The following is a 26155-nucleotide window of genomic DNA, read 5'->3' as shown; positions in this document are numbered from 1 at the left end:
AAAACTTTGTAATGGAACTACATTGTGCATGTTATCAGCCGAAAACCGTTCAATGAAGCGATGCTCATGTATCCAAACCATGAGCTTGCTCTCACTGAGTTGCTGAATGTTCTGGAGAAAAAAACATTCACTCAGCCTGAAGAGATGAAGCGGTATATTCCTTCACTGGATAATTTTAAGCACAGAGATAAATGGTGGGTGATTGATGTTTCTGGTAACAGCCTGAGACTCATTTCCTACATAGATTTCAGGTTACATAAGATATTTGTGAAACATATCGTTTCCCATGCCGAATATGACAAACTGACCGCATACTATCGGGGTAATAAAGAATGAGAACTCATCGTCAGATGGATGCAACCAGCGCAAAAAAGATCGTTGATACCTTCAGCGATGCGGTAAAAACCGTCCCACTGATGGGGGAAGACCGAAATGACAATGAGTATCGCAGGGCACTAGCGCTAGTGGAGTTTCTGGTCGACCACGACGATCTTGAAAACCCACTATTTGAATTACTCTGTGCCCGAATCAGTGAATACGAAAAACATGCGCCGGAATTCAAAGCACTCAACCAACATCTGGAGGAAACGCCCCCTGGCGTTTCAGTATTGCGAACGCTCATGGATCAATACGGTCTCAAAGCAGCAGATCTTGCCAACGAACTTGGTTCTAAATCGAACGTCAGCAACATCTTAAATGGCCGCAGAGCACTAACGGTTAATCATATTAAAGCGCTTACACAACGCTTCAAACTACCAGCAGATGCCTTCATCGAGTAGTTGGATATGTCCAGCTACTCCTCCTCATTCCCGCCCTCTTCATACGGGCCGAACGGTTTCGCAGGTAGTACGATATAAATGCCTTCGAAAATTGCCCCAGCGGTCTCGCCGCCCAACAGTTCAACCTGCAACTGGACACGCGCTTTTTTACCCCGCGCCAGCCTGTCCAAATCACCGCTTAGCGACCCCAAATCAGCCACGGCGTTTGGCTTTCCGCTAATGGGTTTACTGTAGCGAATATGGGCGTCAGCAAGAATAATCGTCCCGCCCAGGTGGCGTTCACGGAGCATCAGCCAGATAAGTCCCCATCCGGTCAGCGTCGCCAGGGAGAACAGGCTGCCGGCAAACACCGTGTGATGCGGATTTTGATTACCGGTTTCCGGCATCGTGGTGATAAATTTTTGCCCGGTGTACTGCTGAATGCGCACCCCCATCTTTTCACTCAATGGAATGTGCTCATACCAGGCCTGCTGAAGCTGCCCGCACCAGTCGCCGCGATGCAGGATATCATCCAGCGATGCTACCGGTTTAATCATCAGAAAATGGCGGATTGGCGTGGTTGTGGGCGTAGTAATCTCCCCCTGATTGACAAACCCGAGTTTGGCAAAGAACTCAACCGCATCTTCGCGCGCGCTGCAGGTGACGCGCTTAACGCCTTCCTGGCGGGCGACAGACTCCAGGGTCATCGCCATCAATGTCCCCAGCCCTTTATCCTGTACCGAGGGATGTACAGCCATAAAACGGATAGACGCCTCGTTATCTGCATTGATATACAGGCGGCCCACTGCAACTAAGTTTCCTTCTTCGTCCACCACCATTTGATGGTGCGCCAACGCATCCCAGCCATCCCGTTCCGACCCTTTCGGCTGGTGCAGCGGTTTACGCAGCATCTCCCAGCGAAACTGGTAGTAACGTTCTAATTCTTCTTCTGTTTGCGGAACTCGAAGGTGATACATAGCCGTACTCTCTCTTGTTATCCGCGGCCACGCCGGAAGCTGACTCATACCTGGAGCCAGAATGTCACGGGGCCGTCATTAACCAGCTCAACCTGCATATCGGCAGCGAAGCGTCCGGTTTGCGTGTTTATCGCCTGCTGGCGGCAGCGCTCGACAAAATATTCATAAAGCGCCTGCGCGCGATCCGGCGCAGCCCCGCCGGAAAAGCTTGGTCGCATACCACGCTCGGTATCTGCCGCCAGCGTAAACTGCGACACCACCAGCACGCTGCCGCCAGCCTGTTGTACATTCAGATTCATCTTGCCGTCAGCATCGCTGAAGATACGGTATCCCAGCACGCGCTCGCACAGACGATTCGCTTTTTGTTCGTCATCTTCTTTTTCGACACCCAATAACACCAAAAGTCCTGGGCCGATTTTACCCGTCACCTCGTCCTCCACGGTGACGCTGGCACGGGTTACGCGTTGAATTAATGCAATCATGGTTGGTCAGCTTCTTCTTGTTCTGCGGCTTGTTTGAGTTTTCGGTATTCCCCGAGAGTGACAGTTATTTCTGCGCCAAGCAAGACTATACACCAGGTCCAGTATACCCAGACAAACAGGATAGGGATCACTGCCAGTACGCCATAAATGAGCTGATATGACGGGAACATGGTGATATAAAGCGCGAAACCTTTCTTTCCGGCCTCGAACAGCAACGCTGCGACAAACGCGCCGACAAGGGCGTCACGGTTCGGTACGCGAGTTGTTGGGACAATACTGTAAAGTAACCAGAATGAGATCCACGAGAGCAGCAGCGGAAGGATGCGCAATACATTGTCGATGACCGTATTCAGATCGCTGGCCCAGCGTAAAGAAAGCAGGTAGGAGCTGATCGCCAGGCTGGCGCCAGCGAGAAGCGGGCCGAGCGTGAGGATCATCCAGTACACCGCAAAAGAGTACACTTTTGGCCGTGTGCGTTTGCTGCGCCAGATAGTGTTTAAGGCGCTATCAATGGCGTACATCAACAGCAATGCCGTCACAATCAGTCCACAGGCGCCCACCGCCGTCATTTTGTTGGAATTAGCGACAAACTGCTCAATATAGCGCTGAATCACGTCTCCGGTGGCTGGCATAAAGTTAGCAAAAATAAAATGGCGTAACTGAATGCTGACATCAGAAAACATCGGAAAAGCAGCGAAAAGGGCAAAAACGACGGCAATAAGCGGTACTAAGGAGAGTAATGAGACATAGGCGAGATTTCCCGCCAGAGTCGTCATATTATCCTCATCAATACGCTGCCATAATAGCTTGAGCCAGGCCCGAACAGGGCGCGTATGGCGTCCAGCTTTTTGGTGAACGGTTTTTAGCATAACAGCTTCGCGAAATAGTCAGGGATGGTGGCTTTATCCTTCACCAGAATGCTGGTGATCCCCAACTGGTTGGCCCCTTCTATATTATCGGCATTGTCGTCGAAAAAGACCGCATCGGCAGCGGAAAAACCCTCTTTCTGCAGGACGTGCTGATAAATACGCGCTTCCGGCTTACGCATTCCCAAATTCTGCGATAAATAGATATGGTCGGCGGCAGCGCGCACCTCCGGGTATTCCTCCGGCCAGAAGTGGGTATGCAGTCGGTTAGTATTGGATAACACCACCACGCGATGCCCCTGCTCGCGCAGTTTATGCATGATAGCAATCACTTCGGGCCGTAATCCGACAAATACCGCCTGCCAGCCGTGCGCGAATTGTTCATAACTGAGCGATAACGCCATTTCATGACAGAAAGCTTCAGCAAACGCTTCGTCCGTTATCTCACCGCGTTCATGTTGGTGAAAAGTCTCGCCCATCGTAAATTTTTGCTTCAGCGAAGCCAGCGGTACTCGACTCAGATCGCTCCACACACCTAATACGCGGTTAAAGTCGATGTCGACAATCACATTACCTAAATCAAAGATGTAGAGCATGTCATTCTCCTTGCTAACCGGGGATGAATAACTGTAGCGGGAAAGGAGAAGTTTGACTATGTATCCCTTTATAAATCAATTAACAAAAAGACAATAGAAACGCAGACGATGTTCAATATCGCCTGCATCACAGCGCCGTTTTATTGGCCGGATAAAGCGCTGACGCGACCATCCGGCGCAAGGACGCTTGTCACGCTGAAACAGCGTCGTCCAGCGAAGGACTCGCCTGAACCACTTCGATTTGCTGGGATTGAAGTAAATTCTGTAATGCCGGACCGGGATACTCGTCCGTAAACAGAGCGGTAATCTGTGACACATTGCCGATCTCAACCGCCGCAGAAGCATGGTATTTCGTATGATCGGCGGCCAGCAAAATATGTCGCGAGTGGGCCATCATGGTTTTCACTACGCTGGCTTCGTTGACATCAAACTCCAGTAACGCGCCATCGCTCTCTATCGCACCTACGCTGGTGACGAGATAGTCAGCCCGGAACCCCGCGACAAACGCCGCCGCGGATGGCCCGATAATGCCGCTATTATGCGGGCGCAGCGTGCCGCCAGGCACCATCACTTCAAAACGAGGGTTATTATAAAGAATGTGCGCGACGCGCAGGCTATTGGTGATAATGCGCAGATGATTATGGTTGAGCAGCGCGCGCGCCACCTGCTCAACCGTCGTTCCAATCGTGATAAATATCGTGGAGCCATCCGGAATATAGTCAGCCACGGCTTCCGCAATGGCTTTTTTCTCTTGCGTCCAGGAGACCTCTCGCTGCTCAAAGGCGGTATTGACCACACTGGACGCTCTGCCAGCGCCGCCGTGATGACGCGTAATCAGCCCCTGCTCGCTTAATTTACGAATATCGCGGCGAACCGTCTGGGTAGAGACCTCCAACAAACTGGCTAACTCATCGATATTCATATAGCCGCGCTCATCAATTAGCATTAACAGCCGATCGTGTCGCGGATTACCGGTCAGTTCGGTAAGACTCATGAGCATTCCTCTAAAAGCTTCCTACTGCTCATATTATACAAAAAGTGACAAGAAAGATCGGGTTTGCTCACAATCAGGGATACCCGCCCGGCCACCCGGGCGCGTACACTTCAGCGCGGCAACGCCGCTGGCGAATCTGACAGCCTCTTCGATGGCGTATCCGCTTGCCAGGCCAAATGCCAGTGCGCCATGAAAAACATCGCCCGCGCCAGTAGTATCCACCAACTCCACGGTAAAACCCGGTTGGTGGCGTACCGCCGCTTTTTCCAACCAGTTGCAGCCTTCGCTGCCTCGCGTGACATAGACATGTCCATTTGTGAGCATTTGTGCTTTTTTTAGCGCATCAATGGCTTCGCTCATCCCCGTCAGGCGTGCCAGCCCTGGCTCGGAGAAGGCGGCGTGGTCGCTTAACGCCACCAGCTCGCTAATATCCTGCGGCGTAATATCGCCATCAAGAACAGTCATGACGCCAGCCTGACGCGCCAGCGTAAACGCCTGTTTTGCGCCGTCATGCCAGCGCACATCCGCCAACACCACATCCCACTGCGAAAAATCGATGTAGTTAAGCCAGTCGGCGTCAGGTAATAAATCCGGGCTGGGATAATTAACGATAATCCGCTCTCCTTTGGCATCCACCATAATCGCTGACTGCGACGACATGGCCTGCGTGTAGCGGCGGGTATAACGGGTATTTACCCCCAGGGATTCCAGTTCCGCCAGCAGGCTGTTTCCGGTGTCGTCATCGCCCACACGGCCAATAAAGTCCACCTGTGCGCCCAATTTCGCCGCAGCCACGGCAGCGGTCGCCGCAGGCCCGCCGCCCACTTCCGTATAGCGCTTCGCCACATATTTACCCCCTTCTGTCGGTAATCCTTCCACGTAATAGATGCGATCCATCACGGTAATACCTACACAAGCAATACGAACCATGGTCATTCCTCAAGCATTTTCGATGTGCTCATTTTAATTTCACGAAATGTTTAAAAAGTGACGGCTGTCAATTTTTTGACTATAAATTACAAATACGATCACAAACAGACAGAAAAAGTCTCATTAATGACAAAAAATGACACCACCGTGTTCAGGAGAACGATATGGCAGTTATAGCATTTATCGGGTTGGGACAGATGGGCTCCCCTATGGCGAGCAATCTGCTAAAGCAGGGCCATCAACTCAGCGTCTTCGATGTTAATCCCGACGCCGTACAGCGTCTGGTAGACAAAGGCGCGCAACCTGCAAGCAGCCCGGCTCAGGCAACCATCGGCGCTGAATTTGTTATCACCATGCTCCCGAACGGCGATCTGGTTCGTTCCGTTTTGTTTGGCGAGCAAGGCGTTTGTGAAACTCTTTCCCGTGAAGCGCTGGTCATTGATATGTCCACTATTCATCCGTTGCAAACCGATAAGCTGATTGCCGACATGCAGAGCAAAGGGTTCAGCATGATGGATGTGCCGGTAGGCCGGACATCCGACAACGCGATTACCGGCACATTGTTGCTGCTGGCAGGCGGTACGGCGGAGCAAGTAGAGCGTGCTACCCCTGTTCTGATGGCGATGGGTAATGAGCTGGTCAACACCGGCGGCCCGGGAATGGGTATTCGCGTAAAACTGATCAACAACTACATGAGTATTGCGCTAAATGCGCTCTCCGCCGAAGCCGCCGTGCTGTGTGAAGCGCTGGGGCTTTCCTTCGACGTGGCTTTAAAAGTGATGAGCGGCACTGCCGCAGGCAAAGGGCATTTCACCACCACCTGGCCGAATAAAGTGATGAAAGGGGATCTGTCTCCCGCCTTCATGATCGATCTGGCGCACAAAGATCTTGGCATCGCGTTGGATGTCGCCAATCAACTGCACGTCCCGATGCCGCTCGGCGCCGCCTCCCGTGAAGTTTATAACCTGGCGCGGGCCGCAGGCCGCGGTCGGGAAGACTGGAGCGCCATCCTGGAACAGGTGCGCATCAGCGCCGGGCTGACCGCCAACGTAAAAAAGTAACGACTGTATAAAGGAAAATTGAATGAACAACTACACCATCAAAGACATTACGCGAGCGTCCGGCGGGTTTGCCATGCTGGCTGTCGATCAGCGCGAGGCGATGCGTTTAATGTTTGCTGCTGCTGGTGCGAAAACACCCGTTGCCGATAGCGTGCTGACGGATTTCAAAGTGAATGCGGCGAAAATTCTTTCCCCGTATGCCTCTGCCGTTCTGCTGGATCAGCAGTTCTGTTATCGCCAGGCCGTAGAACAAAACGCGGTCGCTAAAAGCTGCGCCATGATCGTCGCGGCGGATGATTTCATCCCGGGCAACGGTATTCCCGTTGATAACGTGGTCATTGATAAAAAAATTAATGCGCAGGCGGTAAAACGGGATGGCGCGAAAGCCTTAAAACTGTTGGTGCTGTGGCGCAGCGATGAAGACGCGCAGCAGCGTCTGGATATGGTCAAAGAATTCAATGAATTATGTCACTCCAATGGTTTGCTGAGCATTATCGAACCGGTTGTTCGTCCGCCGCGCTGCGGCGACAAGTTCGATCGCGAGCAGGCGATTATCGATGCGGCCAAAGAGCTGGGCGACAGCGGCGCCGATCTTTACAAAGTTGAAATGCCGCTCTACGGCAAAGGCGCGCGTTCCGATCTTCTTACCGCCTCACAACGCCTGAATGGGCATATCAATATGCCGTGGGTCATCCTCTCTTCCGGTGTGGACGAAAAACTGTTCCCTCGCGCGGTCAGGGTCGCCATGGAAGCTGGCGCATCCGGGTTCCTGGCGGGACGCGCGGTCTGGTCATCAGTGATTGGTTTACCGGATACCGAGCTGATGCTACGTGATGTTTCTGCGCCTAAGTTGCAACGTCTGGGCGAGATCGTCGATGAAATGATGGCGAAACGTCGTTAATACGAGGATGAAAGAATGAAATGGTTTAACACGTTGAGCCACAACCGCTGGCTGGAGCAGGAAACCGACCGCATCTTTAATTTCGGTAAAAACGCCGTGGTGCCGACAGGTTTCGGCTGGCTGGGAAATAAAGGGCAAATTAAAGAAGAGATGGGCACCCATCTTTGGATCACGGCGCGTATGTTGCACGTTTATTCCGTGGCGGCGTCGATGGGCCGACCGGGCGCTTATGATCTGGTCGATCATGGCATCAAAGCCATGAACGGCGCGCTGCGCGATAAAAAATACGGCGGCTGGTATGCCTGCGTTAACGATCAGGGCGTGGTGGATGCCTCTAAACAGGGTTATCAACACTTCTTCGCCTTGCTGGGCGCGGCCAGCGCCGTCACGACCGGGCATCCTGAAGCCAGGAAATTGCTGGATTACACCATAGAAGTGATTGAGAAATACTTCTGGAGTGAAGAAGAGCAGATGTGCCTGGAGTCCTGGGACGAAGCCTTCAGCCAGACGGAAGATTACCGTGGCGGTAACGCCAATATGCACGCCGTCGAAGCGTTCCTGATTGTTTATGACGTTACCCATGACAAAAAATGGCTGGATCGCGCGCTGCGTATCGCGTCGGTAATTATTCATGATGTGGCGCGCAACGGTGATTACCGCGTCAATGAGCACTTCGATTCACAGTGGAACCCTATCCGCGACTACAACAAAGATAATCCTGCCCACCGTTTCCGCGCCTACGGCGGTACGCCAGGTCACTGGATTGAATGGGGCCGTCTGATGCTCCATCTCCATGCTGCGCTGGAGGCCCGCTTCGAAACGCCACCCGCCTGGCTGCTGGAAGACGCGAAAGGTCTGTTCCATGCCACTATCCGCGACGCCTGGGCGCCAGATGGCGCAGACGGTTTTGTCTACTCAGTCGACTGGGACGGTAAACCTATCGTACGTGAACGCGTGCGCTGGCCGATTGTGGAAGCGATGGGTACGGCCTACGCCCTCCACACCCTGACGGGCGATAGCCAGTATGAAGAGTGGTATCAGAAATGGTGGGACTACTGCATTAAGTACCTGATGGACTATGAAAATGGTTCCTGGTGGCAAGAGCTGGACGCCGATAACAAAGTGACCACCAAAGTGTGGGACGGCAAGCAAGATATTTACCATCTGCTGCACTGTCTGGTCATTCCTCGTCTGCCACTGGCGCCGGGCCTGGCTCCGGCGGTCGCGGCGGGTCTCCTGGATATCAACGCGAAATAGGTCATGAGGATGGCAGCCATGCATAGCGGTGGAAAAACTATTCAGCTTAATGCGGGCCATTACCAGGCGAAAATCGTCACGGTTGGCGCAGGTCTGGCGGAACTGACCCATCATGGACGCCATGTGGTCATCCCGCATAAACCGGAAGAAATACCCATGGCGCATCTGGGGAAAGTATTGATTCCCTGGCCCAATCGCGTGACAAATGGCTGCTACTCCTATAACGGCAAGCTTTTCCAGCTTGCCGTTAACGACCCGGTTTCGCAGACCGCCATTCACGGTCTGTTAGCCTGGCGAGACTGGCAGATTAATTATCAGTCGGCGACGGAAGCGTCGCTAACGATTTTTCTGCCGCCCTCTTACGGCTATCCCTTTGCGTTGATATCGGAAGTGATTTATCGGTTAGATGCCGCCAGTGGGCTGCACGTATTGATTCGTACGCAAAACATTGGCGATGAATCAGCCCCTTATGGCGCGGGCGCGCATCCTTATTTGACTTGCAATCTGCAAAGCATCGATAGCTGTGTATTAACACTGCCTGCAAGCGAAGAATTGCCCGCAGGCAGAGATTTTTCCGCATCATGCCTGCTCGGCGAAACGCGCCTTGATCATGCGGTTAAGACCGCGACTACCCCGGCTGAGTGGGAGGTCAGACTTACCAGCCCAACGCAGAACATGTCCACATTTTTACGCAGCACCCAGCCCTGGTTGCAGATCTATACCGGCGAAAAACTCAGCCGAAAAGGTCTCGCGGTAGAGCCTATGAGCTGCCCGCCCGATGCATTTAATTCCGGGATCGCACTGATTCATCTTGCCCCAAAAGCGATCCATCAACTGCATTTTTCCATCGGCTGCGACTAGCCCAAATGGATTACCGAATTACCCTACATTCACGGAGATTACAATGAATTCTCTACCACAACGGTCAACCGATTTTGAACTGACAAAATCACAGGATGGTTTTGCGCTTAGCTGGCAACAGCGCCTGATTTTACGCCACAGCACCGAAAATCCCTGTCTGTGGATTGGCGCGGGCGTTGCCGACATTGACATGTTTCGCGGCAACTTCAGCATCAAAGACAAACTTAACGAAAAGATTGCATTAACGGAGGCCACCGTCAGCGAGCTACCCGACGGCTGGCTGGTACAATTCAGCCGTGGCGCAACAATTAGCGCCACCCTTCGCATCTCCGCCGATGAGGCGGGACGCCTGAAGCTGGATCTGCAAAACGACGACCTGCACCATAACCGTATCTGGTTACGCCTCGCAGCTAATCCAGACGACCATATCTACGGCTGCGGCGAACAGTTCTCTTATTTCGATTTGCGCGGCAAGCCGTTCCCGCTGTGGACCAGCGAACAGGGCGTTGGCCGTAATAAAACCAGCTATGTCACCTGGCAGGCAGACTGTAAAGAGAACGCCGGCGGCGACTATTACTGGACCTTCTTCCCGCAACCGACCTTTGTCAGCACGCAGAAGTATTACTGCCACGTCGATAATAGCTGCTATATGAATTTCGACTTCAGCGCGCCGGAGTATCACGAACTGGCGCTGTGGGAAGATAAAACTACGCTGCGTTTTGAGTGTGCCGACACCTACATCGCCCTGCTGGAAAAACTGACTGCGCTGTTAGGCCGCCAGCCGGAGCTGCCGGACTGGGTTTATGACGGCGTCACGCTAGGCATTCAGGGCGGTACGGAAGTTTGCCAGCAAAAACTGGATACCATGCGCAACGCAGGCGTAAAAGTGAACGGTATTTGGGCGCAGGACTGGTCCGGCATTCGCATGACCTCTTTCGGCAAACGCGTGATGTGGAACTGGAAGTGGAATAGCGACAACTATCCACAGCTGGATAGCCGTATCAAACAGTGGAAAGAAGAAGGCGTACAGTTCCTCTCTTATATCAACCCATACGTCGCCAGTGATAAAGACCTCTGCGCCGAGGCGGCGAAACACGGCTATCTGGCGAAAGACGCCACGGGCGGCGACTATCTGGTCGAGTTTGGCGAATTCTATGGCGGCGTGGTCGATCTGACCAATCCTGAAGCTTACGACTGGTTCAAAGACGTCATCAAAAAGAACATGATCGCGCTCGGCTGCAGCGGCTGGATGGCGGATTTCGGCGAATATCTGCCGACCGACACGTATCTGCACAACGGCGTCAGCGCCGAGATCATGCATAACGCCTGGCCTGCGCTGTGGGCGAAATGTAACTACGAAGCGCTACAGGAGACCGGCAAGCTCGGCGAGATCCTGTTCTTTATGCGTGCGGGTTACACCGGCAGTCAGAAATATTCCACCATGATGTGGGCAGGTGACCAGAACGTTGACTGGAGCCTTGATGATGGTCTGGCCTCTGTCGTGCCTGCGGCATTGTCGCTGGCGATGACCGGCCATGGTCTGCATCACAGCGATATCGGCGGCTACACCACCCTGTTTGACATGAAACGCAGCAAAGAGTTGCTGCTGCGCTGGTGCGATTTCAGCGCCTTTACGCCGATGATGCGCACCCATGAAGGCAACCGCCCCGGCGATAACTGGCAGTTCGACGGCGACGCGGAAACTATTGCCCACTTTGCCCGCATGACCACCGTCTTTACCACGCTGAAACCGTATCTCAAGCAGGCGGTGGCGCAAAACGCGGCTACCGGTCTGCCGGTCATGCGTCCGCTATTCCTGCACTACGAGAACGATGCCGCAACCTACACCCTGAAATATCAATATCTGCTCGGTCAGGATCTGCTGGTCGCGCCGGTTCATGAGCAGGGGCGTTGCGATTGGACGCTGTACCTGCCGGAAGATCACTGGGTGAATATCTGGACCGGCGAAGCTCACCACGGCGGTGAAATTACCGTGGATGCGCCCATTGGCAAGCCGCCGGTCTTCTATCGCGCGAAGAGCGAGTGGGCTTCACTTTTTGCTTCTTTACGGAATATCTAATACGGCTCGCCCGCAGGGAAACCTGCGGGCAGATGGAGAAGAATAATGAGTCAAACATCATCGAATCCGGCAACCCTACGCTTGCCGTTTAAAGAAAAACTTGCCTATGGACTGGGGGATTTAGGTTCTAATATCCTGTTAGATATCGGAACCCTCTATTTACTCAAATTTTATACCGATGTGCTGGGTTTACCAGGGACTTACGGCGGGATCATTTTCCTGATCGCCAAATTTTTTACCGCATTTACCGATATGGGTACCGGCATTATGCTCGACTCGCGGCGTAAAATTGGTCCGAAGGGCAAATTCCGCCCGTTCGTGCTTTACGCGGCATTTCCGGTAACGCTACTGGCGATTGCTAACTTTGTCGGCACACCGTTTGAGGTGACGGGAAAAACCGTCGTCGCAACGATGCTGTTTATGCTGTACGGGCTGGTTTTCAGCATGATGAACTGCTCGTATGGCGCGATGGTACCCGCGATTACCAAGAACCCGGATGAACGCGCCTCGCTTGCCGCCTGGCGTCAGGGCGGCGCCACTCTCGGCCTGCTGCTGTGTACCGTTGGCTTTGTGCCGGTCATGAACCTGATCGAAGGCAATGCCCAACTCAGCTATATTTTCGCCGCCACGCTATTTTCATTGTTTGGCCTGCTATTTATGTGGCTGTGCTACGCCGGCGTTAAAGAGCGCTACGTTGAAGTGAAACCTGTCGATAGCGCGCAAAAGCCTGGATTATTGCAGTCGTTCCGCGCCATCGCCGGTAACCGTCCGCTGTTTATTCTGTGTATCGCCAACCTTTGTACTCTCGGCGCCTTCAACGTCAAACTGGCGATTCAGGTTTATTACACCCAGTACGTTCTTAACGACCCGATCCTCCTCTCCTGGATGGGCTTCTTTAGCATGGGCTGTATTTTTATCGGCGTCTTTTTGATGCCCGGCGCAGTCAGGCGTTTTGGCAAGAAGAAAGTCTATATCGGCGGGCTGTTAATATGGGTGGCAGGCGATCTGCTCAACTACTTCTTTGGCGGCGGCTCGGTCAGTTTTGTCGCCTTCTCCTGCCTGGCGTTCTTCGGTTCCGCCTTCGTCAACAGCCTGAACTGGGCGCTGGTTTCCGACACGGTGGAGTACGGTGAATGGCGCACCGGCGTCCGCTCGGAAGGGACGGTTTACACCGGCTTCACGTTCTTCCGTAAGGTCTCCCAGGCGCTGGCAGGGTTCTTCCCCGGCTGGATGCTGACGCAAATCGGTTATATCCCGAATGTGGTGCAATCGGCAGGCACCGTCGAAGGCCTACGCCAGTTGATCTTTATTTATCCTTGCGTGCTGGCGGTCATCACCATTATTGCGATGGGCTGTTTCTACAACCTCAACGAGAAGATGTACGTGCGAATTGTGGAAGAGATTGAGGCCCGGAAACATACGGTTTAACAACAATAAAATATAACGCCCTGCGGGGCGTTTTGAGAGGCGATTATGTCTAATCATGATCCGCTAACGCTAAAGTTGAGCCTGCGGGAAAAATGCGCCTATGGCGTGGGCGATTTCGGCTCAAATCTGATGCTGTGTATCGGTACGCTGTATCTACTGAAGTTTTATACCGATGAACTCGGGATGCCTGCATATTACGGTGGAATTATCTTTCTGGTGGCGAAATTCTTCACCGCTTTTACCGATATGCTCACCGGCGTATTGCTGGACTCACGCCGTAATATTGGCGCAAAAGGAAAGTTTCGGCCTTTTATTCTGTATGCGTCATTTCCAGTCGCTCTGGTTGCTACTGCGCAATTCTTTGCCACTCACTTTACTTTACCCGTTAAAACAGCCTTCGCGACGGTGCTGTTTATGTTGTTCGGTCTGTTCTACAGCCTGATGAACTGCTCATACGGCGCGATGGTACCCGCTATTACCAAAAATCCGCATGAGCGGGCCCAGCTCGCCGCATGGCGACAAGGCGGCGCTACCATTGGCCTTCTTCTTTGTACCGTAGGTTTTATGCCCATTCAGGCACTGTTTACCCATTCCCCTTCGCTGGGTTATCTGGTTGCAGCAGTCATCTTTTCGGTCTGCGGGCTGTTCAGCATGTGGTGGTGCTTTAGTGGGGTGAAAGAACGGTATATCGAAACCGTGCCTGACACGCATAAACCCAGCATATTGAAATCCTTCTGCGCGATTTTTCGTAATCCGCCGCTGCTGGTGCTCTGCGTTGCCAATTTGTGCACGCTGGCCGCCTTTAATATCAAGCTGGCCATTCAGGTTTATTACACTCAGTACGTGCTGAACGATATTCATTTGTTGTCATGGATGGGTTTTTTCAGCATGGGCTGTATCCTGATTGGTGTTTTATTAGTACCTGCTGCGGTAAAACGCTTCGGGAAAAAACAGGTTTATCTTGGTGGTCTGATATTGTGGGCCGTTGGCGATATCCTGAATTTTATCTGGGGTGGAACGTCATTCCTGTTTGTTATTTTCTCTTGTATCGCCTTCTTCGGTACCGCTTTCGTCAACAGCCTGAACTGGGCGCTGGTTCCGGATACGGTTGACTACGGTGAATGGAAAACGGGTATTCGCGCTGAAGGCTCGGTGTATACGGGTTATACCTTTTCCCGCAAAATTTCCGCTGCGCTTGCTGGCTTTTTGCCAGGTATTATGCTGACGCAAATCGGTTATATCCCCAACATAGCTCAAAGTGACACCACGTTGCTTGGTTTGCGTCAGCTCATTTTTTTATGGCCTTGCGGTCTTGCCATTATCGCAGCACTAACGATGGGCTTTTTTTATAAGCTCAATGAACAACGTTTCGCTTTTATTATCGAGGAAATTGCCCAACGAAAGAAAACAGGTAATCAAATTGTCGCGACTAATAATAAACAAAGTATTTCTACTGTAAATAATTAAACGACGCTTGCCGCTTTATCCATCCCGATGGATGGCGGCTTCCCTATATTTGAAAAATGGATTTATTATGAAATCTCTGAATACTCTAGTGATATTAACTTCAGTAATATCCACCTCTGTTTTTGCTGGCGCTTATGTAGAAAACCGTGAGGCCTATAACCTGGCGTCTGACCAAATGGAGTTTATGCTGCGCGTCGGCTATAACTCCGATATGGGGGCCGGAATTATGTTGACCAATACCTATACGCTACAGCGTGATGATGAATTAAAGCACGGTTATAATGAGATTGAGGGCTGGTATCCATTATTTAAACCTACAGATAAATTAACCATCCAGCCTGGGGGGTTAATAAACGACAAAAGCATTGGTTCCGGCGGCGCCGTCTATCTGGATGTTAACTATAAATTTACCCCGTGGTTTAATCTTACGGTACGTAACCGATATAATCACAATAATTATAGTTCAACCGATTTGAATGGCGAACTGGATAATAATGACAGCTATGAAATCGGTAACTATTGGAATTTTATCATTACCGATAAATTTTCTTATACCTTTGAACCACACTATTTTTATAACGTTAATGATTTTAATAGTAGTAATGGTACGAAGCATCATTGGGAAATCACCAATACCTTCCGTTATCGTATCAATGAACACTGGTTGCCCTACTTTGAATTACGCTGGTTAGATCGTAACGTGGGCCCCTACCATAGAGAGCAAAACCAGATTCGTATCGGGGCGAAGTATTTCTTCTGATATTATCGCCTCTATTTTTCGAATCTGCATCACAGCGGGTAGTTGTTCTGCCCGCTCATTCATCCTGAATCAGACTCCCGATATCCCGCCCCTAAGCGCCATGATAATATTCGCAAAGCGTTTTACCATATTCATGCTTATAGAAAAGGGAAACAAATGAATAAGCGATTTAATATTGATTGGGGCAATGAATTAACCCAGGAACAGCTCATTAATTTGATTTTAACCGATGAAGATCTGCCAAAGCTTCGCTCACTGACCATTGGTAACTGGGGTGATTGTTGGGAAGACGAAACCTGCCAGCCTATTATTGATATGATTGTGGAGAACGCCCCCCGCTTTTCTCACCTGGAATCACTGTTTATCGGTGATATGGAGAGCGAAGACTGCGAGATCTCCTGGATTAAACAAGGTGACTATTCCAGGCTCTATGCGGCGTTACCCAATCTGAAAGAACTGATTATTAAAGGCGCGTCGGATCTGCAACTGGGCGCTATACATCATGAGAAACTGGAGCACCTGGAAATCATTTCCGGCGGCATCCCTTCTAATGTGCTTGCCGAACTACAAAATGCGCAGCTCCCTGCATTAAAAACGCTGAAGCTCTTCCTGGGCGTAGAGGAATACGGTTTTGACGGTTCGCTGGATGACGTGATGACGCTGGCATCGAAAGATCTTTTCCCTCAGCTCACCCATCTGGGGTTGATGAACAGCGAAGAGCAGGATGATATCGCCCGCCGGGTGCTGGAAAGTAATATCCTGCCGCAGCTTAACGTGCTGGAACTCTCATGCGGTACCTTAACGGACAACGGCGCAGAGGCGCTGCTGGAGCATAAAGACCGAATTGCGCATCTGGAAACACTCGATCTCCACCACCACTATTTGACGCCGGAGATGCAGGAAAAGCTAAAAGCCACACTGCCGATAAACCTGAATCTTTCAGAAGCTCTGGAGCCTGATGATTACGATGGCGATATTTATATGAATGCGATGTACACCGAGTGATTGTGTAGGGGAATGTGCACATTCCCCTACACAACGATAAAGGGATTTATTGTGATTACGCTCATTGGCCCCCGTCAGAGCAAGCGCACGCATTATTTTATGCAGGCTGCCGCCGTACTTGGGGAACCCGTCACGGCGCTGACTCATCCGCAAGCGCTGGACGCTTCGCTGACCTCTGGCATCGTTAAAATCGACCCGCCAGTACACAGTGAAACAGACATCCGCAAAATAAACGCGATCGGTCTGGACTATATCCATTTTTTGCAGAACATGGCGGCGCGTCCTGGCGTCACCTGGCTTAACCATCCGGCGGGCCTCATTCACCTGTTGGATAAAAAACTCTGCAAGCGGCGCTTACTGGAACACGGCATCCCCACGCCGCCATTGGTAGCGGAAGACGTAAAAAGTTTTGCACAGCTCACCGCCATCATGGAGGAAAAAAGGGTCGCCAGCGTGTTTATTAAGCCCTCGCTGGGTTCTAGCGCGGCGGGCGTTATCGCTTTGCGCCGCCACCCCGATGGCATAAAGCAGGTGCTTTACAGCGCGATTGTCATATCAGGACAACAGCTATTTAACAGCAAAAAAATCCAACAGTATCGTCAGAAAGAAGATATCCAGCTCATTATTAATGGCGTTCTTCAGCAGGAAAACCTCGTCGAACAGTGGCTGCCCAAAGCCAGCGTAAAGCATAAAACCTATGATTTACGCATCGTCTGCCTGGATGGCGAAATTATCTGGCGAGTGGTCAGAACCTCCTCGCAGCCCATTACTAACTTACATCTGCAAAACCAGGCTTACCGCTTCGAAAGTCTGGAGTTATCTGCCGCAAAAGTGACTGAGATCGATACGCTCTGTCAAAATGCCATGCGGCTTTTCCCTGGCATTCGCTTAGCGGGTATTGATGTTTTACTTACTACCAGCCTGACGCCGTATATTATTGAAATTAATGGCCAGGGTGATTTGATTTATCAGGATGCGCAGCAGAATAATCTAATTTATCAGGCGCAAATCCGGGCCATGAGGAAGCAAAATGTATAATTCAATGGATGAAGTCCCCGTCTCGCTACACGCGTCGATTGACACAGGCGATGGCGAATTCGATATGAATACGCTAATTAGTAATAACGCTCATATTCTTTTTATTGTGCTGGACTCGTTACGCTACGATATTGCGCTTCAGGAACAAACCGCCGGAAATACGCCCAACCTTAATCATTATGGACAATGGACGAAATGCGAGGCGGCCGGTAATTTTACCTGGCCTTCGCATCACGCCATGTTTTCAGGTTTTATGCCAAAACCTATTGATGATACCGTTAATCAGACCATGCTGTTTTTCCCAAAAGATATCGGACTTGGTCGTAAAGGGCCGAAAAATGCATTTGCCTTTGATGACGCAACATGGATAAAAAGTCTGGAAAATAAAGGCTACCAGACCATCTGTATTGGCGGCGTCTCTTTCTTTAATAACCGCTCCGGCATGGGAAAAGTGTTCCCGTCGATGTTTAAAGAGAGTTACTGGCATCCACGCTTTGCCTGTACGGTTAAAGAGAGTATGGATAACCAGATCCATTATATCCAGAAAATCATGGCCGAACGTGCTGGCAGCCAACCGGTCATGATGTATATCAATATCGACACGATTCATTACCCTAACCATTTTTACGTGGAGGGCGCGGCCCCTGGCGATACCGTTGAGACTCATGCCGCCGCGCTACGCTATATCGACGCCCGCATCGACGGATTACTAAACATTTTCCGCCAAACCGGCGGCGAAACGTTCGTTATTGTCTGTTCCGATCACGGTACCTGCTATGGCGAAGACGGGAAATATTTCCATAGTTTTAATCATCCGATCGTTAATACCGTTCCCTATATGCATTTCTTGCTGAGCTGTAATCATTAATATGAATAACAATGATATTTATCGTCAGTATATGTACAGTTATCCGCATAAGACGGCTTATCGGGAGCTGGAGAACGTCAGCTTTAGCGAAGTAAAACCGCGGATTTACGAGCACGACACACATCTGTATGTTCATATGCCGTTTTGTCAAAGTCGCTGCGGATTCTGTAATTTATTTACCTGCACAGGCGCAGATAATACGTTCATTGATAGCTATATCGACGCGATTATTACCCAGGGCCAACAAATGGCGCTGGCGCCCGTCCACTGGGCAAGCTTTACCGTAGGCGGCGGCACACCTCTGCTATTAAACATTGCGCAATTAGAAAAGTTATTTTTTTCCGTCTTTGATGTGCTCAATGTTGACTGGAATATTTATAAAACAATTGAAACTTCCCCTACGGATACCACGGCAGAAAAAGTAGCGCTATTAAACGCCTTTTCCGTTAATCGCGTCAGTATTGGCGTACAAAGTTTTCATGATAGCGAGTTACATACGCTGCATCGCCGCCACAATACCGCCAGCGCGCACCAGGCGTTGGAATGGCTAAAGGCAGGTCATTTTCCATCACTCAATATTGATATTATTTACGGCATTCCCGGCCAGACTCACGCAAGCCTGACGGAATCGTTACATCAGGCGCTCGTTTATCAACCGGAAGAGCTGTTTCTTTATCCGCTTTATAATATGCCTCGCCAGGAAAATATGCATAGCTACTACGTTTTAGCCCGCGATCTTTTACGCAACGCGGGCTACACCCAAACGTCCATGCGCCGTTTCGTCCTTAATCCAGCGCCATCCGCCGCGGCGGAAAGCTGCGGATTTGAAAACTCACTGGCGCTCGGCGCGGGCGGCAGAAGTTATCTTGGCAATCTGCATTACTGTTCACCGTGGTCGTCGAACCTGCAAACATCACGAAAAATCATTCAGGCGTTTATCGACAGCCCGGACAAAACCGTCATTAATCACGGTTATCTGCTCCCCCCTGATGAAATGAAACGCCGCTTTATCATTAAAAATCTATTTTTCTGGCAAGGACTTTCTCTTAGCGATTATCAGCAATATTTTACCAGCGATGCGCTAAGGGATTTCCCCGACCTGGAACGCTTTATACGGCAGGGCTACTGTTATCAGAATGGCAGTCGCCTCCGGCTAACGGAGACCGGTATGGCATTATCCGATTGCCTTGCTCCTGTGTTCGTTTCGCCTGAGGTGATGCTACGGGAGAATCGGCAGAGATGAGCGCCCCCGCCCTGCGCGATATTCACACGCTGTTTTATCGCGGCTATCTTAAATCGTGTAATTATCATTGCGGCTATTGCCCGTTCCATAAACACGCCCGTAACGATAAAAAACGGGACGAAGCCGCGCTATGGCGCATGGTTGACCATTTGCCTCTTTTAGGTACGCCGTTGAATGTGATGATTACGCCTTATGGCGAGGCGCTACGCTTGCGTTATTACATGGCGGCGCTGGCAGAAATTAGCCGCTATCCTCATGTTCAGGCGGTCGGCATACAAACTAACGCCTCTTTTTCGTTAATGTCATTGCTGGAGTCATTTCGTGCCGGCAGCGGAGATATCTCAAAGCTTCGGTTATGGTGTTCTTTTCATCCCTCACAAATTACCGCTGAGCGCTTTCTCCAGCAGTGTTTAGCGCTCTCTGCCGCCGGAATAACCTGGTGCGCGGGGGCTGTCACCAGTATGAAAGATATCGACCAGTTTCGTTGGCTACGCCAGCGGTTGCCTGACCAGAATTATTTTTGGTTTAACGCCAACGAGTGTGCCAATACCCGGCATACCGTTGAGGAAACCATCGCCTTCAGCGAACTCGATCCGCTGTATGTGGTTGAAACGCAGCAGTGGCCAGCGCAGCTGGATATCTGTACCGCAGGAAGAAAAAGTATTTTTATGAATGCAGAAGGCGATCTTTTTGCTTGTCATATCAGCAAAATTAAAATGGGTAATTTATATCAGCAACGGCTTAATTCTCCCGCCTGCCAGGCAAAACAATGCCACTGTTTTCTCGCTTATCAGCACCGTCTCGATATTCCATTGCTGAATCACCTGGATGCCTCACGCTGTTTTAGGATCGGACGCTCATGCGATATCGTTTAATCGCTTTTGATCTTGATGGAACGCTGCTAAACCGTAATAAACAAATTCTGCCAGAGTCGCTAACCGCTATCCGTCAGATGCAGGACATGGGCTGCCGAATAATGCTTGTCACCGGTCGCTCTCATCGTGAAGCCTATGCGTATTATCAAACGCTGGCGCTCACCGAACCGATGATCTGTTGTAACGGAAGTTATATTTATCAACCGGCTCAACAGCAGATCCTTGATCCGCTGCCGCTGACGCACTTACAAGCGGAAAAAATACTGGCGCGGGTATATCCGCTTAAACCGACAATTCGTGCTGATGATAAAATAATCTTTCAGGCTGATGAGCTAAGCAGTAGGGAGAATATTTGGCAAATCAGCATCGTTCATCGGCACATAAAACAACTACAACATATTGCTGAGTTTATACAGCATGAATTACAGCTAAGCTGTACCTGGTCCTGGCATCATCAACTGGATATTCTCCAGAAGGGTTGTAGCAAAGGACAAAGCCTCGCCAGATATGCACAGCAACAGCATATCGCAATGCGCGAAGTGATGGCGTTTGGCGATAATGATAACGATGCGGAAATGCTACGTTTAGCAGGATTGGGTGTCGCGATGGGGAATGCCAGCGCTCGGGCAAAGGTGTATGCGGATAGCGTCATTGGTCGGCATAATACGCCAGCGATTGCTGATTTTTTGGTAACCTTATCCCTTTCTCAACGTGAATAAAAAAACCCCGCCGAGCTTTCATTTCGGCAGGGTTTTTATCCGTAAGAGCGTTAATTACTCTTCTTTCTGACCACGGTTCGCACGGCGGCGATCGTTTTCCGTCAGGTGACGTTTACGGATACGGATAGAGGTTGGGGTGACTTCTACCAGTTCGTCGTCATCAATGAACTCCAGCGCTTGCTCAAGGCTCATTTTAATTGGCGGAACCAGAATCACCGCTTCATCCGTACCGGACGCACGCATGTTGGTCAGTTTCTTACCGGTCAGGCAGTTTACCGTCAGGTCGTTGGAACGACTGTGAATACCAATAATCTGGCCTTCATAAACTTCCGCGCCGTGACCCAGGAACAGCTTACCGCGATCCTGCAAACCGAACAGCGCAAACGCCACCGCTTTACCCTGACCGTTGGAGATCAGTACGCCGTTCTGACGCTGGCCCACTTCACCCGGACGAATATCGTCGTAATGGCTGAAGGTGGAGTACAGCAGACCCGTACCGGAAGTCATGGTCATGAATTCTGAACGGAAACCAATCAGCCCACGGCTTGGGATCACGTAGTCGAGACGTACGCGGCCTTTACCGTCCGGATTCATGTTTTTCAGGTCGCCCTTACGCTCGCCCAGCGCCTGCATGACAGACCCCTGGTGCTGCTCTTCGACGTCCAGCGTCACGTTTTCGTACGGCTCTTGTTTACGACCGTCGATTTCACGGAAGATAACTTTCGGACGGGAAACCGCCAGTTCGAAACCTTCACGACGCATATTTTCAATCAGCACGGACAGGTGCAGTTCGCCACGACCGGATACACGGAACGCATCCGCATCTTCGGTTTCTTCAACGCGCAGCGCCACGTTATGCACCAGCTCTTTGTTCAGACGGTCAAGAATCTGACGAGAAGTCACAAACTTACCTTCTTTACCGCAGAACGGCGAGGTGTTAACGCAGAAGAACATAGACACGGTCGGCTCATCAACGGACAGCGCCGGCAGCGCTTCAACGTTCTGCGGGTCGCAGATGGTGTCGGAAATGTTCAGCTCGCCCAGACCGGTGATCGCAATGATATCGCCCGCTTCGGCGATATCGCTGTCGATACGCTCCAGACCCAGATGCGTCAGCACTTTACCTACTTTCGCGTTACGGGTTTTCCCTTCACTATCGATGATAGTGACCTGCTGGTTCGGCTTCACTTTGCCGCGTTTGATACGGCCGATGCCGATAACGCCAACATAGTTGTTGTAGTCCAGCTGGGAGATCTGCATCTGCAACGGACCATCGAGGTCAACGTCCGGCGCCGGAACATGATCAACGATCGCCTGATACAGCGGGGTCATGTCTTCCGCCATATCTTCGTGGTCCAGACCCGCGATACCGTTCAGCGCCGAAGCGTAGATGATCGGGAAGTCCAGCTGTTCGTCGGTCGCGTCGAGGTTAACAAACAGGTCGAATACCTGGTCAACAACCCAGTCAGGGCGCGCGCCAGGACGGTCAACCTTGTTGATAACCACAATAGGTTTCAGGCCATGAGCAAAGGCTTTTTTGGTCACGAAGCGCGTTTGCGGCATCGGGCCGTCAAATGCGTCAACCACCAGCAGCACAGAGTCAACCATGGACATGACGCGCTCTACTTCACCACCGAAGTCAGCGTGCCCGGGAGTATCAACGATGTTGATACGGTAATCATTCCATTTAATAGCGGTGTTTTTAGCGAGGATAGTAATACCACGCTCTTTCTCCAAATCGTTGGAGTCCATCACTCGCTCTTGAGTTTCGGCACGCGCGTCGAACGTACCGGATTGCTGGAGCAGCTTATCAACCAGGGTAGTTTTACCATGGTCAACGTGCGCGATGATGGCGATGTTACGCAAATTTTCGATCACAACTTTGCCTCAGGCATTAGAAATAGCGCGTTATTGTACACGGATTAATCGCACTACAAAACAGGATCACAAACATCCTCCGCAAACAAGTATTGCAGAGTCTCTTTGTGATCGCTTTCACGGAGCGTTAAAAGGGTGGCTTGCGTTCTATTGCACCAATATGGTGCTTAATGTTCACATTGAAGCACTATTTTGGTGCAACATAGTCACCGTGGTGCAGCCCTTTTGCACGATGGTGCGCATGATAACGCCTTTTGGGGGCAATGTGAAAGTTGGCACAGATTTCGCTTTATATTTTTACGGCGACACGGCCAGCAGAATTGAAGATCTCGTTACCACGACGACCGACCATGACCAATCCGGGAGAGTACAAGTATGTCCGCTGAACACGTTTTGACGATGCTGAACGAGCACGAAGTGAAGTTTGTCGATCTGCGCTTCACCGATACCAAAGGCAAAGAACAGCACGTCACGATTCCTGCTCATCAGGTAAATGCCGAATTCTTTGAAGAAGGCAAAATGTTTGACGGCTCCTCTATCGGCGGCTGGAAAGGCATTAACGAATCCGACATGGTGCTGATGCCAGACGCATCCACCGCAGTGATTGACCCGTTCTTCGCGGACTCTACCCTGATTATCCGTTGCGACATCCTGGAGCCTGGCACTCTGCAAGGTTATGACCGTGACCCACGTTCCATCGCAAAACGTGCGGAAGACTACCTGCGCGCGACCGGTATCGCCGATACCGTCCTGTTTGGGCCGGAACCTGAATTCTTCCTGTTCGACGACATCCGCTTCGGCGCATCTATCTCCGGCTCACATGTTGCGATTGACGATATTGAAGGCGCCTGGAACTCCTCTACCAAGTACGAAGGCGGCAACAAAGGCCATCGTCCGGGCGTGAAAGGCGGTTATTTCCCGGTTCCGCCAGTTGACTCCGCGCAGGATATCCGTTCTGAAATGTGTCTGGTCATGGAGCAGATGGGCCTGGTCGTTGAAGCGCACCATCACGAAGTAGCGACCGCAGGTCAGAACGAAGTGGCGACCCGCTTTAACACCATGACCAAAAAAGCCGACGAAATTCAGATTTACAAATATGTCGTGCATAACGTGGCTCACCGCTTCGGTAAGACCGCGACCTTTATGCCAAAACCGATGTTCGGCGATAACGGTTCCGGTATGCACTGCCACATGTCGCTGGCGAAGAACGGCACCAACCTGTTCTCTGGCGACAAATATGCCGGCCTGTCTGAACAAGCGCTGTACTACATCGGCGGCGTCATCAAACACGCCAAAGCCATCAACGCCCTGGCGAACCCGACCACCAACTCCTACAAGCGTCTGGTCCCGGGTTACGAAGCGCCGGTGATGCTGGCCTACTCCGCCCGTAACCGTTCCGCCTCCATCCGTATTCCGGTGGTGGCGTCTCCGAAAGCGCGCCGTATCGAAGTTCGCTTCCCGGACCCGGCGGCTAACCCGTATCTGTGCTTTGCCGCCCTGCTGATGGCCGGTCTGGACGGGATTAAGAATAAGATTCACCCGGGCGAAGCCATGGACAAAAACCTGTATGACCTGCCGCCGGAAGAAGCGAAAGAGATCCCACAGGTAGCGGGTTCTCTGGAAGAAGCGCTGAACGCGCTGGACCTGGACCGCGAGTTCCTGAAAGCAGGCGGCGTGTTCACGGATGAAGCGATCGATGCGTATATTGCGCTGCGTCGCGAAGAAGATGACCGCGTGCGTATGACCCCGCACCCGGTAGAGTTTGAGCTGTACTACAGCGTTTAATCGTATATTAAAAATCCGACGAATTTCGCGTTGCTGCAAGGCGGCAACTGAGCACATCCCCAGGAGCATAGATAGCGATGTGACTGGGGTAAGCGAAGGCAGCCAACGCAGCAGCAGCGTGAAAGGCGTCAGGAGTTTTTGAGTTGCCGTGGAAACTTTCAGCCCATCCCAGGATGGGCTTTTTTCTCCACCAACAATCTGATCTCACGCGCTTTTTAGTAGTAAAAAGCTATAATGCACTAAAATGGTGCAACCTTTTCCAGGAGACTGCTGAATGGCAAGCGGCATACAGCCCGATGCTGGGCAGATCCTCAATTCGTTAATCAACAGCGTGCTGGTGGTCGACGACGCGCTGGCAATCCATTACGCCAACCCTGCCGCGCAGCAGTTGCTCGCGCAAAGCTCACGCAAACTGTTCGGGACGCCGTTACCTGAACTGTTGAGCTATTTTTCGTTAAACATTGACCTGATGCGCGAAAGTTTAGCGGCAGGGCAAGGCTTTACCGATAACGAAGTGACGCTGGTGATTGATAGTCGCTCGCACATTCTCTCTTTGACCGCCCAACGTCTGCCCGACGATTTTATACTGCTCGAAATGGCGCCGATGGATAACCAGCGTCGTCTGAGTCAGGAGCAGTTGCAGCACGCGCAGCAAATCGCCGCCCGCGATCTGGTGCGCGGTCTGGCGCACGAAATCAAAAATCCGCTCGGCGGCCTGCGCGGCGCGGCGCAGCTACTCAGCAAGGCGCTGCCCGACCCGGCGCTAACGGAATATACCAAAGTCATCATTGAACAGGCCGACAGGCTACGCAACCTTGTCGATCGTTTGCTGGGGCCGCAGCACCCGGGAATGCACATTACCGAGAGCATACATAAAGTCGCGGAGCGCGTGGTGGCGCTGGTGTCGATGGAACTGCCGGATAATGTCCGGCTTATCCGCGATTACGACCCCAGTCTGCCAGAACTGCCGCACGATCCGGAACAAATTGAGCAAGTACTGCTGAATATTGTCCGCAATGCCTTGCAGGCGCTGGGGCCGGAAGGCGGCGAAATTACGCTGCGTACCCGTACCGCCTTCCAGTTAACGCTGCATGGCGAACGCTATCGCCTGGCGGCGCGTATAGACGTTGAAGACAATGGGCCGGGCATTCCTCCCCATTTACAGGATACGCTGTTCTACCCGATGGTCAGCGGTCGCGAAGGCGGCACCGGGCTTGGGTTATCTATCGCCCGCAATCTTATCGATCAACACGCCGGCAAAATTGAATTTACCAGTTGGCCGGGGCATACCGAGTTTTCGGTTTACCTGCCGATTCGGAAATAGAG

General features: G+C 51.5%; 25 protein-coding genes. 18 read left to right on the top strand and 7 right to left on the bottom strand.

What is annotated here, in order from left to right; translation table 11 throughout:
• Window positions 1-24 precede the first annotated feature (24 nt).
• Together ACLJTG_RS20135 and ACLJTG_RS20130 are read left to right on the top strand one after the other, a co-directional pair.
• Window positions 25-336 (top strand): type II toxin-antitoxin system HigB family toxin, encoded by a 312-nt coding sequence (locus ACLJTG_RS20135; RefSeq protein ID WP_000558163.1) that lies wholly within the window; start codon window positions 25-27, stop codon window positions 334-336.
• A complete protein-coding gene (locus ACLJTG_RS20130; RefSeq protein ID WP_001259010.1) occupies window positions 333-779 on the top strand; it encodes a type II toxin-antitoxin system HigA family antitoxin in 447 nt (148 codons plus the stop codon). The genes ACLJTG_RS20135 and ACLJTG_RS20130 overlap by 4 nt, the downstream gene beginning before the upstream one ends.
• A gap of 14 nt (window positions 780-793) precedes the next feature.
• Here the strand turns inward: ACLJTG_RS20130 and fabY are convergent, their stop codons facing one another.
• The 6 genes from fabY to ACLJTG_RS20100 all read right to left on the bottom strand — a co-directional run bounded on the left by fabY (window position 794) and on the right by ACLJTG_RS20100 (window position 5603).
• Complete coding sequence (gene fabY / locus ACLJTG_RS20125) at window positions 794-1735, bottom strand: fatty acid biosynthesis protein FabY (protein ID WP_001518251.1); 942 nt, start codon at window positions 1733-1735, stop codon at window positions 794-796.
• Between the two features lie 44 nt (window positions 1736-1779).
• On the bottom strand, window positions 1780-2217 hold the full coding sequence (gene dtd / locus ACLJTG_RS20120) for a D-aminoacyl-tRNA deacylase (RefSeq protein WP_000560974.1): 438 nt from the start codon (window positions 2215-2217) through the stop codon (window positions 1780-1782).
• Complete coding sequence (locus ACLJTG_RS20115; RefSeq protein WP_000921423.1) at window positions 2214-3086, bottom strand: virulence factor BrkB family protein; 873 nt, start codon at window positions 3084-3086, stop codon at window positions 2214-2216. Before ACLJTG_RS20115 ends, dtd begins: the two co-directional genes overlap by 4 nt.
• Window positions 3080-3679 (bottom strand): glucose-1-phosphatase, encoded by a 600-nt coding sequence (yihX, locus tag ACLJTG_RS20110; RefSeq protein ID WP_000965698.1) that lies wholly within the window; start codon window positions 3677-3679, stop codon window positions 3080-3082. Before yihX ends, ACLJTG_RS20115 begins: the two co-directional genes overlap by 7 nt.
• Window positions 3680-3869: 190 nt before the next feature.
• Window positions 3870-4673 carry a DeoR/GlpR family DNA-binding transcription regulator gene (locus ACLJTG_RS20105; protein WP_021000967.1) on the bottom strand — a complete coding sequence of 268 codons (804 nt, stop codon included), beginning with the start codon at window positions 4671-4673 and terminating at the stop codon, window positions 3870-3872.
• Between the two features lie 33 nt (window positions 4674-4706).
• Window positions 4707-5603: a PfkB family carbohydrate kinase gene (locus ACLJTG_RS20100; RefSeq protein WP_198898377.1), complete on the bottom strand. Its 897-nt coding sequence runs from the start codon at window positions 5601-5603 to the stop codon at window positions 4707-4709.
• 164 nt (window positions 5604-5767) lie between these two features.
• Between ACLJTG_RS20100 and yihU the strand changes: the two genes are divergently transcribed.
• From yihU to ACLJTG_RS20030, 14 genes are all read left to right on the top strand, one after another.
• Window positions 5768-6664 carry a sulfolactaldehyde 3-reductase gene (yihU, locus tag ACLJTG_RS20095; protein WP_000268248.1) on the top strand — a complete coding sequence of 299 codons (897 nt, stop codon included), beginning with the start codon at window positions 5768-5770 and terminating at the stop codon, window positions 6662-6664.
• 22 nt (window positions 6665-6686) lie between these two features.
• Entirely contained in the window at window positions 6687-7565 is an 879-nt protein-coding gene (gene yihT, locus ACLJTG_RS20090) for a sulfofructosephosphate aldolase (RefSeq protein ID WP_001067413.1), read from the top strand.
• Window positions 7566-7580: 15 nt separating this feature from the next.
• Window positions 7581-8822, top strand: coding sequence for a sulfoquinovose isomerase (gene yihS, locus ACLJTG_RS20085; RefSeq protein ID WP_000870945.1), 1242 nt, complete (start codon window positions 7581-7583; stop codon window positions 8820-8822).
• A gap of 3 nt (window positions 8823-8825) precedes the next feature.
• Window positions 8826-9683: an aldose-1-epimerase gene (locus ACLJTG_RS20080; protein WP_024792372.1), complete on the top strand. Its 858-nt coding sequence runs from the start codon at window positions 8826-8828 to the stop codon at window positions 9681-9683.
• A 43-nt stretch (window positions 9684-9726) separates the two neighbouring features.
• Entirely contained in the window at window positions 9727-11763 is a 2037-nt protein-coding gene (locus ACLJTG_RS20075; protein WP_198898378.1) for an alpha-glucosidase, read from the top strand.
• 45 nt (window positions 11764-11808) lie between these two features.
• Window positions 11809-13191: an MFS transporter gene (locus ACLJTG_RS20070; RefSeq protein ID WP_000084251.1), complete on the top strand. Its 1383-nt coding sequence runs from the start codon at window positions 11809-11811 to the stop codon at window positions 13189-13191.
• Window positions 13192-13236: 45 nt separating this feature from the next.
• Window positions 13237-14658, top strand: a complete 1422-nt coding sequence (locus ACLJTG_RS20065; RefSeq protein ID WP_079951469.1) for an MFS transporter — start codon at window positions 13237-13239, stop codon at window positions 14656-14658.
• 67 nt (window positions 14659-14725) lie between these two features.
• Window positions 14726-15418 (top strand): porin OmpL, encoded by a 693-nt coding sequence (gene ompL / locus ACLJTG_RS20060; protein WP_000838828.1) that lies wholly within the window; start codon window positions 14726-14728, stop codon window positions 15416-15418.
• A 156-nt stretch (window positions 15419-15574) separates the two neighbouring features.
• Entirely contained in the window at window positions 15575-16423 is an 849-nt protein-coding gene (locus ACLJTG_RS20055; protein WP_064042974.1) for an STM4015 family protein, read from the top strand.
• Window positions 16424-16435: 12 nt separating this feature from the next.
• Window positions 16436-17461 (top strand): STM4014 family protein, encoded by a 1026-nt coding sequence (locus tag ACLJTG_RS20050; protein ID WP_410959053.1) that lies wholly within the window; start codon window positions 16436-16438, stop codon window positions 17459-17461.
• Window positions 17454-18329: an STM4013/SEN3800 family hydrolase gene (locus ACLJTG_RS20045; RefSeq protein ID WP_000282799.1), complete on the top strand. Its 876-nt coding sequence runs from the start codon at window positions 17454-17456 to the stop codon at window positions 18327-18329. The genes ACLJTG_RS20050 and ACLJTG_RS20045 overlap by 8 nt, the downstream gene beginning before the upstream one ends.
• Window position 18330: 1 nt before the next feature.
• Entirely contained in the window at window positions 18331-19572 is a 1242-nt protein-coding gene (locus ACLJTG_RS20040; protein ID WP_077464286.1) for an STM4012 family radical SAM protein, read from the top strand.
• Window positions 19569-20447: an STM4011 family radical SAM protein gene (locus ACLJTG_RS20035; RefSeq protein WP_021000959.1), complete on the top strand. Its 879-nt coding sequence runs from the start codon at window positions 19569-19571 to the stop codon at window positions 20445-20447. Before ACLJTG_RS20040 ends, ACLJTG_RS20035 begins: the two co-directional genes overlap by 4 nt.
• The gene (locus ACLJTG_RS20030; protein WP_021000958.1) at window positions 20432-21166 is read left to right on the top strand and encodes a Cof-type HAD-IIB family hydrolase; all 735 of its coding nucleotides are present in this window, start codon (window positions 20432-20434) and stop codon (window positions 21164-21166) included. The genes ACLJTG_RS20035 and ACLJTG_RS20030 overlap by 16 nt, the downstream gene beginning before the upstream one ends.
• Window positions 21167-21220: 54 nt before the next feature.
• Here the strand turns inward: ACLJTG_RS20030 and typA are convergent, their stop codons facing one another.
• On the bottom strand, window positions 21221-23044 hold the full coding sequence (gene typA, locus ACLJTG_RS20025; protein ID WP_000572064.1) for a ribosome-dependent GTPase TypA: 1824 nt from the start codon (window positions 23042-23044) through the stop codon (window positions 21221-21223).
• A 375-nt stretch (window positions 23045-23419) separates the two neighbouring features.
• Between typA and glnA the strand changes: the two genes are divergently transcribed.
• Both glnA and glnL read left to right on the top strand, forming a co-directional pair.
• The gene (gene glnA / locus ACLJTG_RS20020) at window positions 23420-24829 is read left to right on the top strand and encodes a glutamate--ammonia ligase (RefSeq protein ID WP_001271699.1); all 1410 of its coding nucleotides are present in this window, start codon (window positions 23420-23422) and stop codon (window positions 24827-24829) included.
• Window positions 24830-25103: 274 nt separating this feature from the next.
• The gene (glnL, locus tag ACLJTG_RS20015; protein ID WP_000146194.1) at window positions 25104-26153 is read left to right on the top strand and encodes a nitrogen regulation protein NR(II); all 1050 of its coding nucleotides are present in this window, start codon (window positions 25104-25106) and stop codon (window positions 26151-26153) included.
• Window positions 26154-26155 lie beyond the last annotated feature (2 nt).

This window comes from Salmonella sp. SAL00672 (genome assembly GCF_046552175.1).
In the GTDB taxonomy this organism is placed as follows: domain Bacteria; phylum Pseudomonadota; class Gammaproteobacteria; order Enterobacterales; family Enterobacteriaceae; genus Salmonella; species Salmonella enterica.
Note: the sequence above shows the minus strand (reverse complement) of the source record. Positions and strands in the feature narration are given on the sequence as shown.

Excerpts from the sequence above, each read along its gene's own strand:
- ACLJTG_RS20130 (WP_001259010.1), top strand. The coding sequence starts at position 333 with ATGAGAACTCATCGTCAGATGGATGCAACCAGCGCAAAAAAGATCGTT.
- fabY (WP_001518251.1), bottom strand. The coding sequence starts at position 1,735 with ATGTATCACCTTCGAGTTCCGCAAACAGAAGAAGAATTAGAACGTTAC.
- dtd (WP_000560974.1), bottom strand. The coding sequence starts at position 2,217 with ATGATTGCATTAATTCAACGCGTAACCCGTGCCAGCGTCACCGTGGAG.
- ACLJTG_RS20115 (WP_000921423.1), bottom strand. The coding sequence starts at position 3,086 with ATGCTAAAAACCGTTCACCAAAAAGCTGGACGCCATACGCGCCCTGTT.
- yihX (WP_000965698.1), bottom strand. The coding sequence starts at position 3,679 with ATGCTCTACATCTTTGATTTAGGTAATGTGATTGTCGACATCGACTTT.
- ACLJTG_RS20105 (WP_021000967.1), bottom strand. The coding sequence starts at position 4,673 with ATGAGTCTTACCGAACTGACCGGTAATCCGCGACACGATCGGCTGTTA.
- ACLJTG_RS20100 (WP_198898377.1), bottom strand. The coding sequence starts at position 5,603 with ATGGTTCGTATTGCTTGTGTAGGTATTACCGTGATGGATCGCATCTAT.
- yihU (WP_000268248.1), top strand. The coding sequence starts at position 5,768 with ATGGCAGTTATAGCATTTATCGGGTTGGGACAGATGGGCTCCCCTATG.
- yihT (WP_001067413.1), top strand. The coding sequence starts at position 6,687 with ATGAACAACTACACCATCAAAGACATTACGCGAGCGTCCGGCGGGTTT.
- yihS (WP_000870945.1), top strand. The coding sequence starts at position 7,581 with ATGAAATGGTTTAACACGTTGAGCCACAACCGCTGGCTGGAGCAGGAA.
- ACLJTG_RS20080 (WP_024792372.1), top strand. The coding sequence starts at position 8,826 with ATGAGGATGGCAGCCATGCATAGCGGTGGAAAAACTATTCAGCTTAAT.
- ACLJTG_RS20075 (WP_198898378.1), top strand. The coding sequence starts at position 9,727 with ATGAATTCTCTACCACAACGGTCAACCGATTTTGAACTGACAAAATCA.
- ACLJTG_RS20070 (WP_000084251.1), top strand. The coding sequence starts at position 11,809 with ATGAGTCAAACATCATCGAATCCGGCAACCCTACGCTTGCCGTTTAAA.
- ACLJTG_RS20065 (WP_079951469.1), top strand. The coding sequence starts at position 13,237 with ATGTCTAATCATGATCCGCTAACGCTAAAGTTGAGCCTGCGGGAAAAA.
- ompL (WP_000838828.1), top strand. The coding sequence starts at position 14,726 with ATGAAATCTCTGAATACTCTAGTGATATTAACTTCAGTAATATCCACC.
- ACLJTG_RS20055 (WP_064042974.1), top strand. The coding sequence starts at position 15,575 with ATGAATAAGCGATTTAATATTGATTGGGGCAATGAATTAACCCAGGAA.
- ACLJTG_RS20050 (WP_410959053.1), top strand. The coding sequence starts at position 16,436 with ATGTGCACATTCCCCTACACAACGATAAAGGGATTTATTGTGATTACG.
- ACLJTG_RS20045 (WP_000282799.1), top strand. The coding sequence starts at position 17,454 with ATGTATAATTCAATGGATGAAGTCCCCGTCTCGCTACACGCGTCGATT.
- ACLJTG_RS20040 (WP_077464286.1), top strand. The coding sequence starts at position 18,331 with ATGAATAACAATGATATTTATCGTCAGTATATGTACAGTTATCCGCAT.
- ACLJTG_RS20035 (WP_021000959.1), top strand. The coding sequence starts at position 19,569 with ATGAGCGCCCCCGCCCTGCGCGATATTCACACGCTGTTTTATCGCGGC.
- ACLJTG_RS20030 (WP_021000958.1), top strand. The coding sequence starts at position 20,432 with ATGCGATATCGTTTAATCGCTTTTGATCTTGATGGAACGCTGCTAAAC.
- glnA (WP_001271699.1), top strand. The coding sequence starts at position 23,420 with ATGTCCGCTGAACACGTTTTGACGATGCTGAACGAGCACGAAGTGAAG.
- glnL (WP_000146194.1), top strand. The coding sequence starts at position 25,104 with ATGGCAAGCGGCATACAGCCCGATGCTGGGCAGATCCTCAATTCGTTA.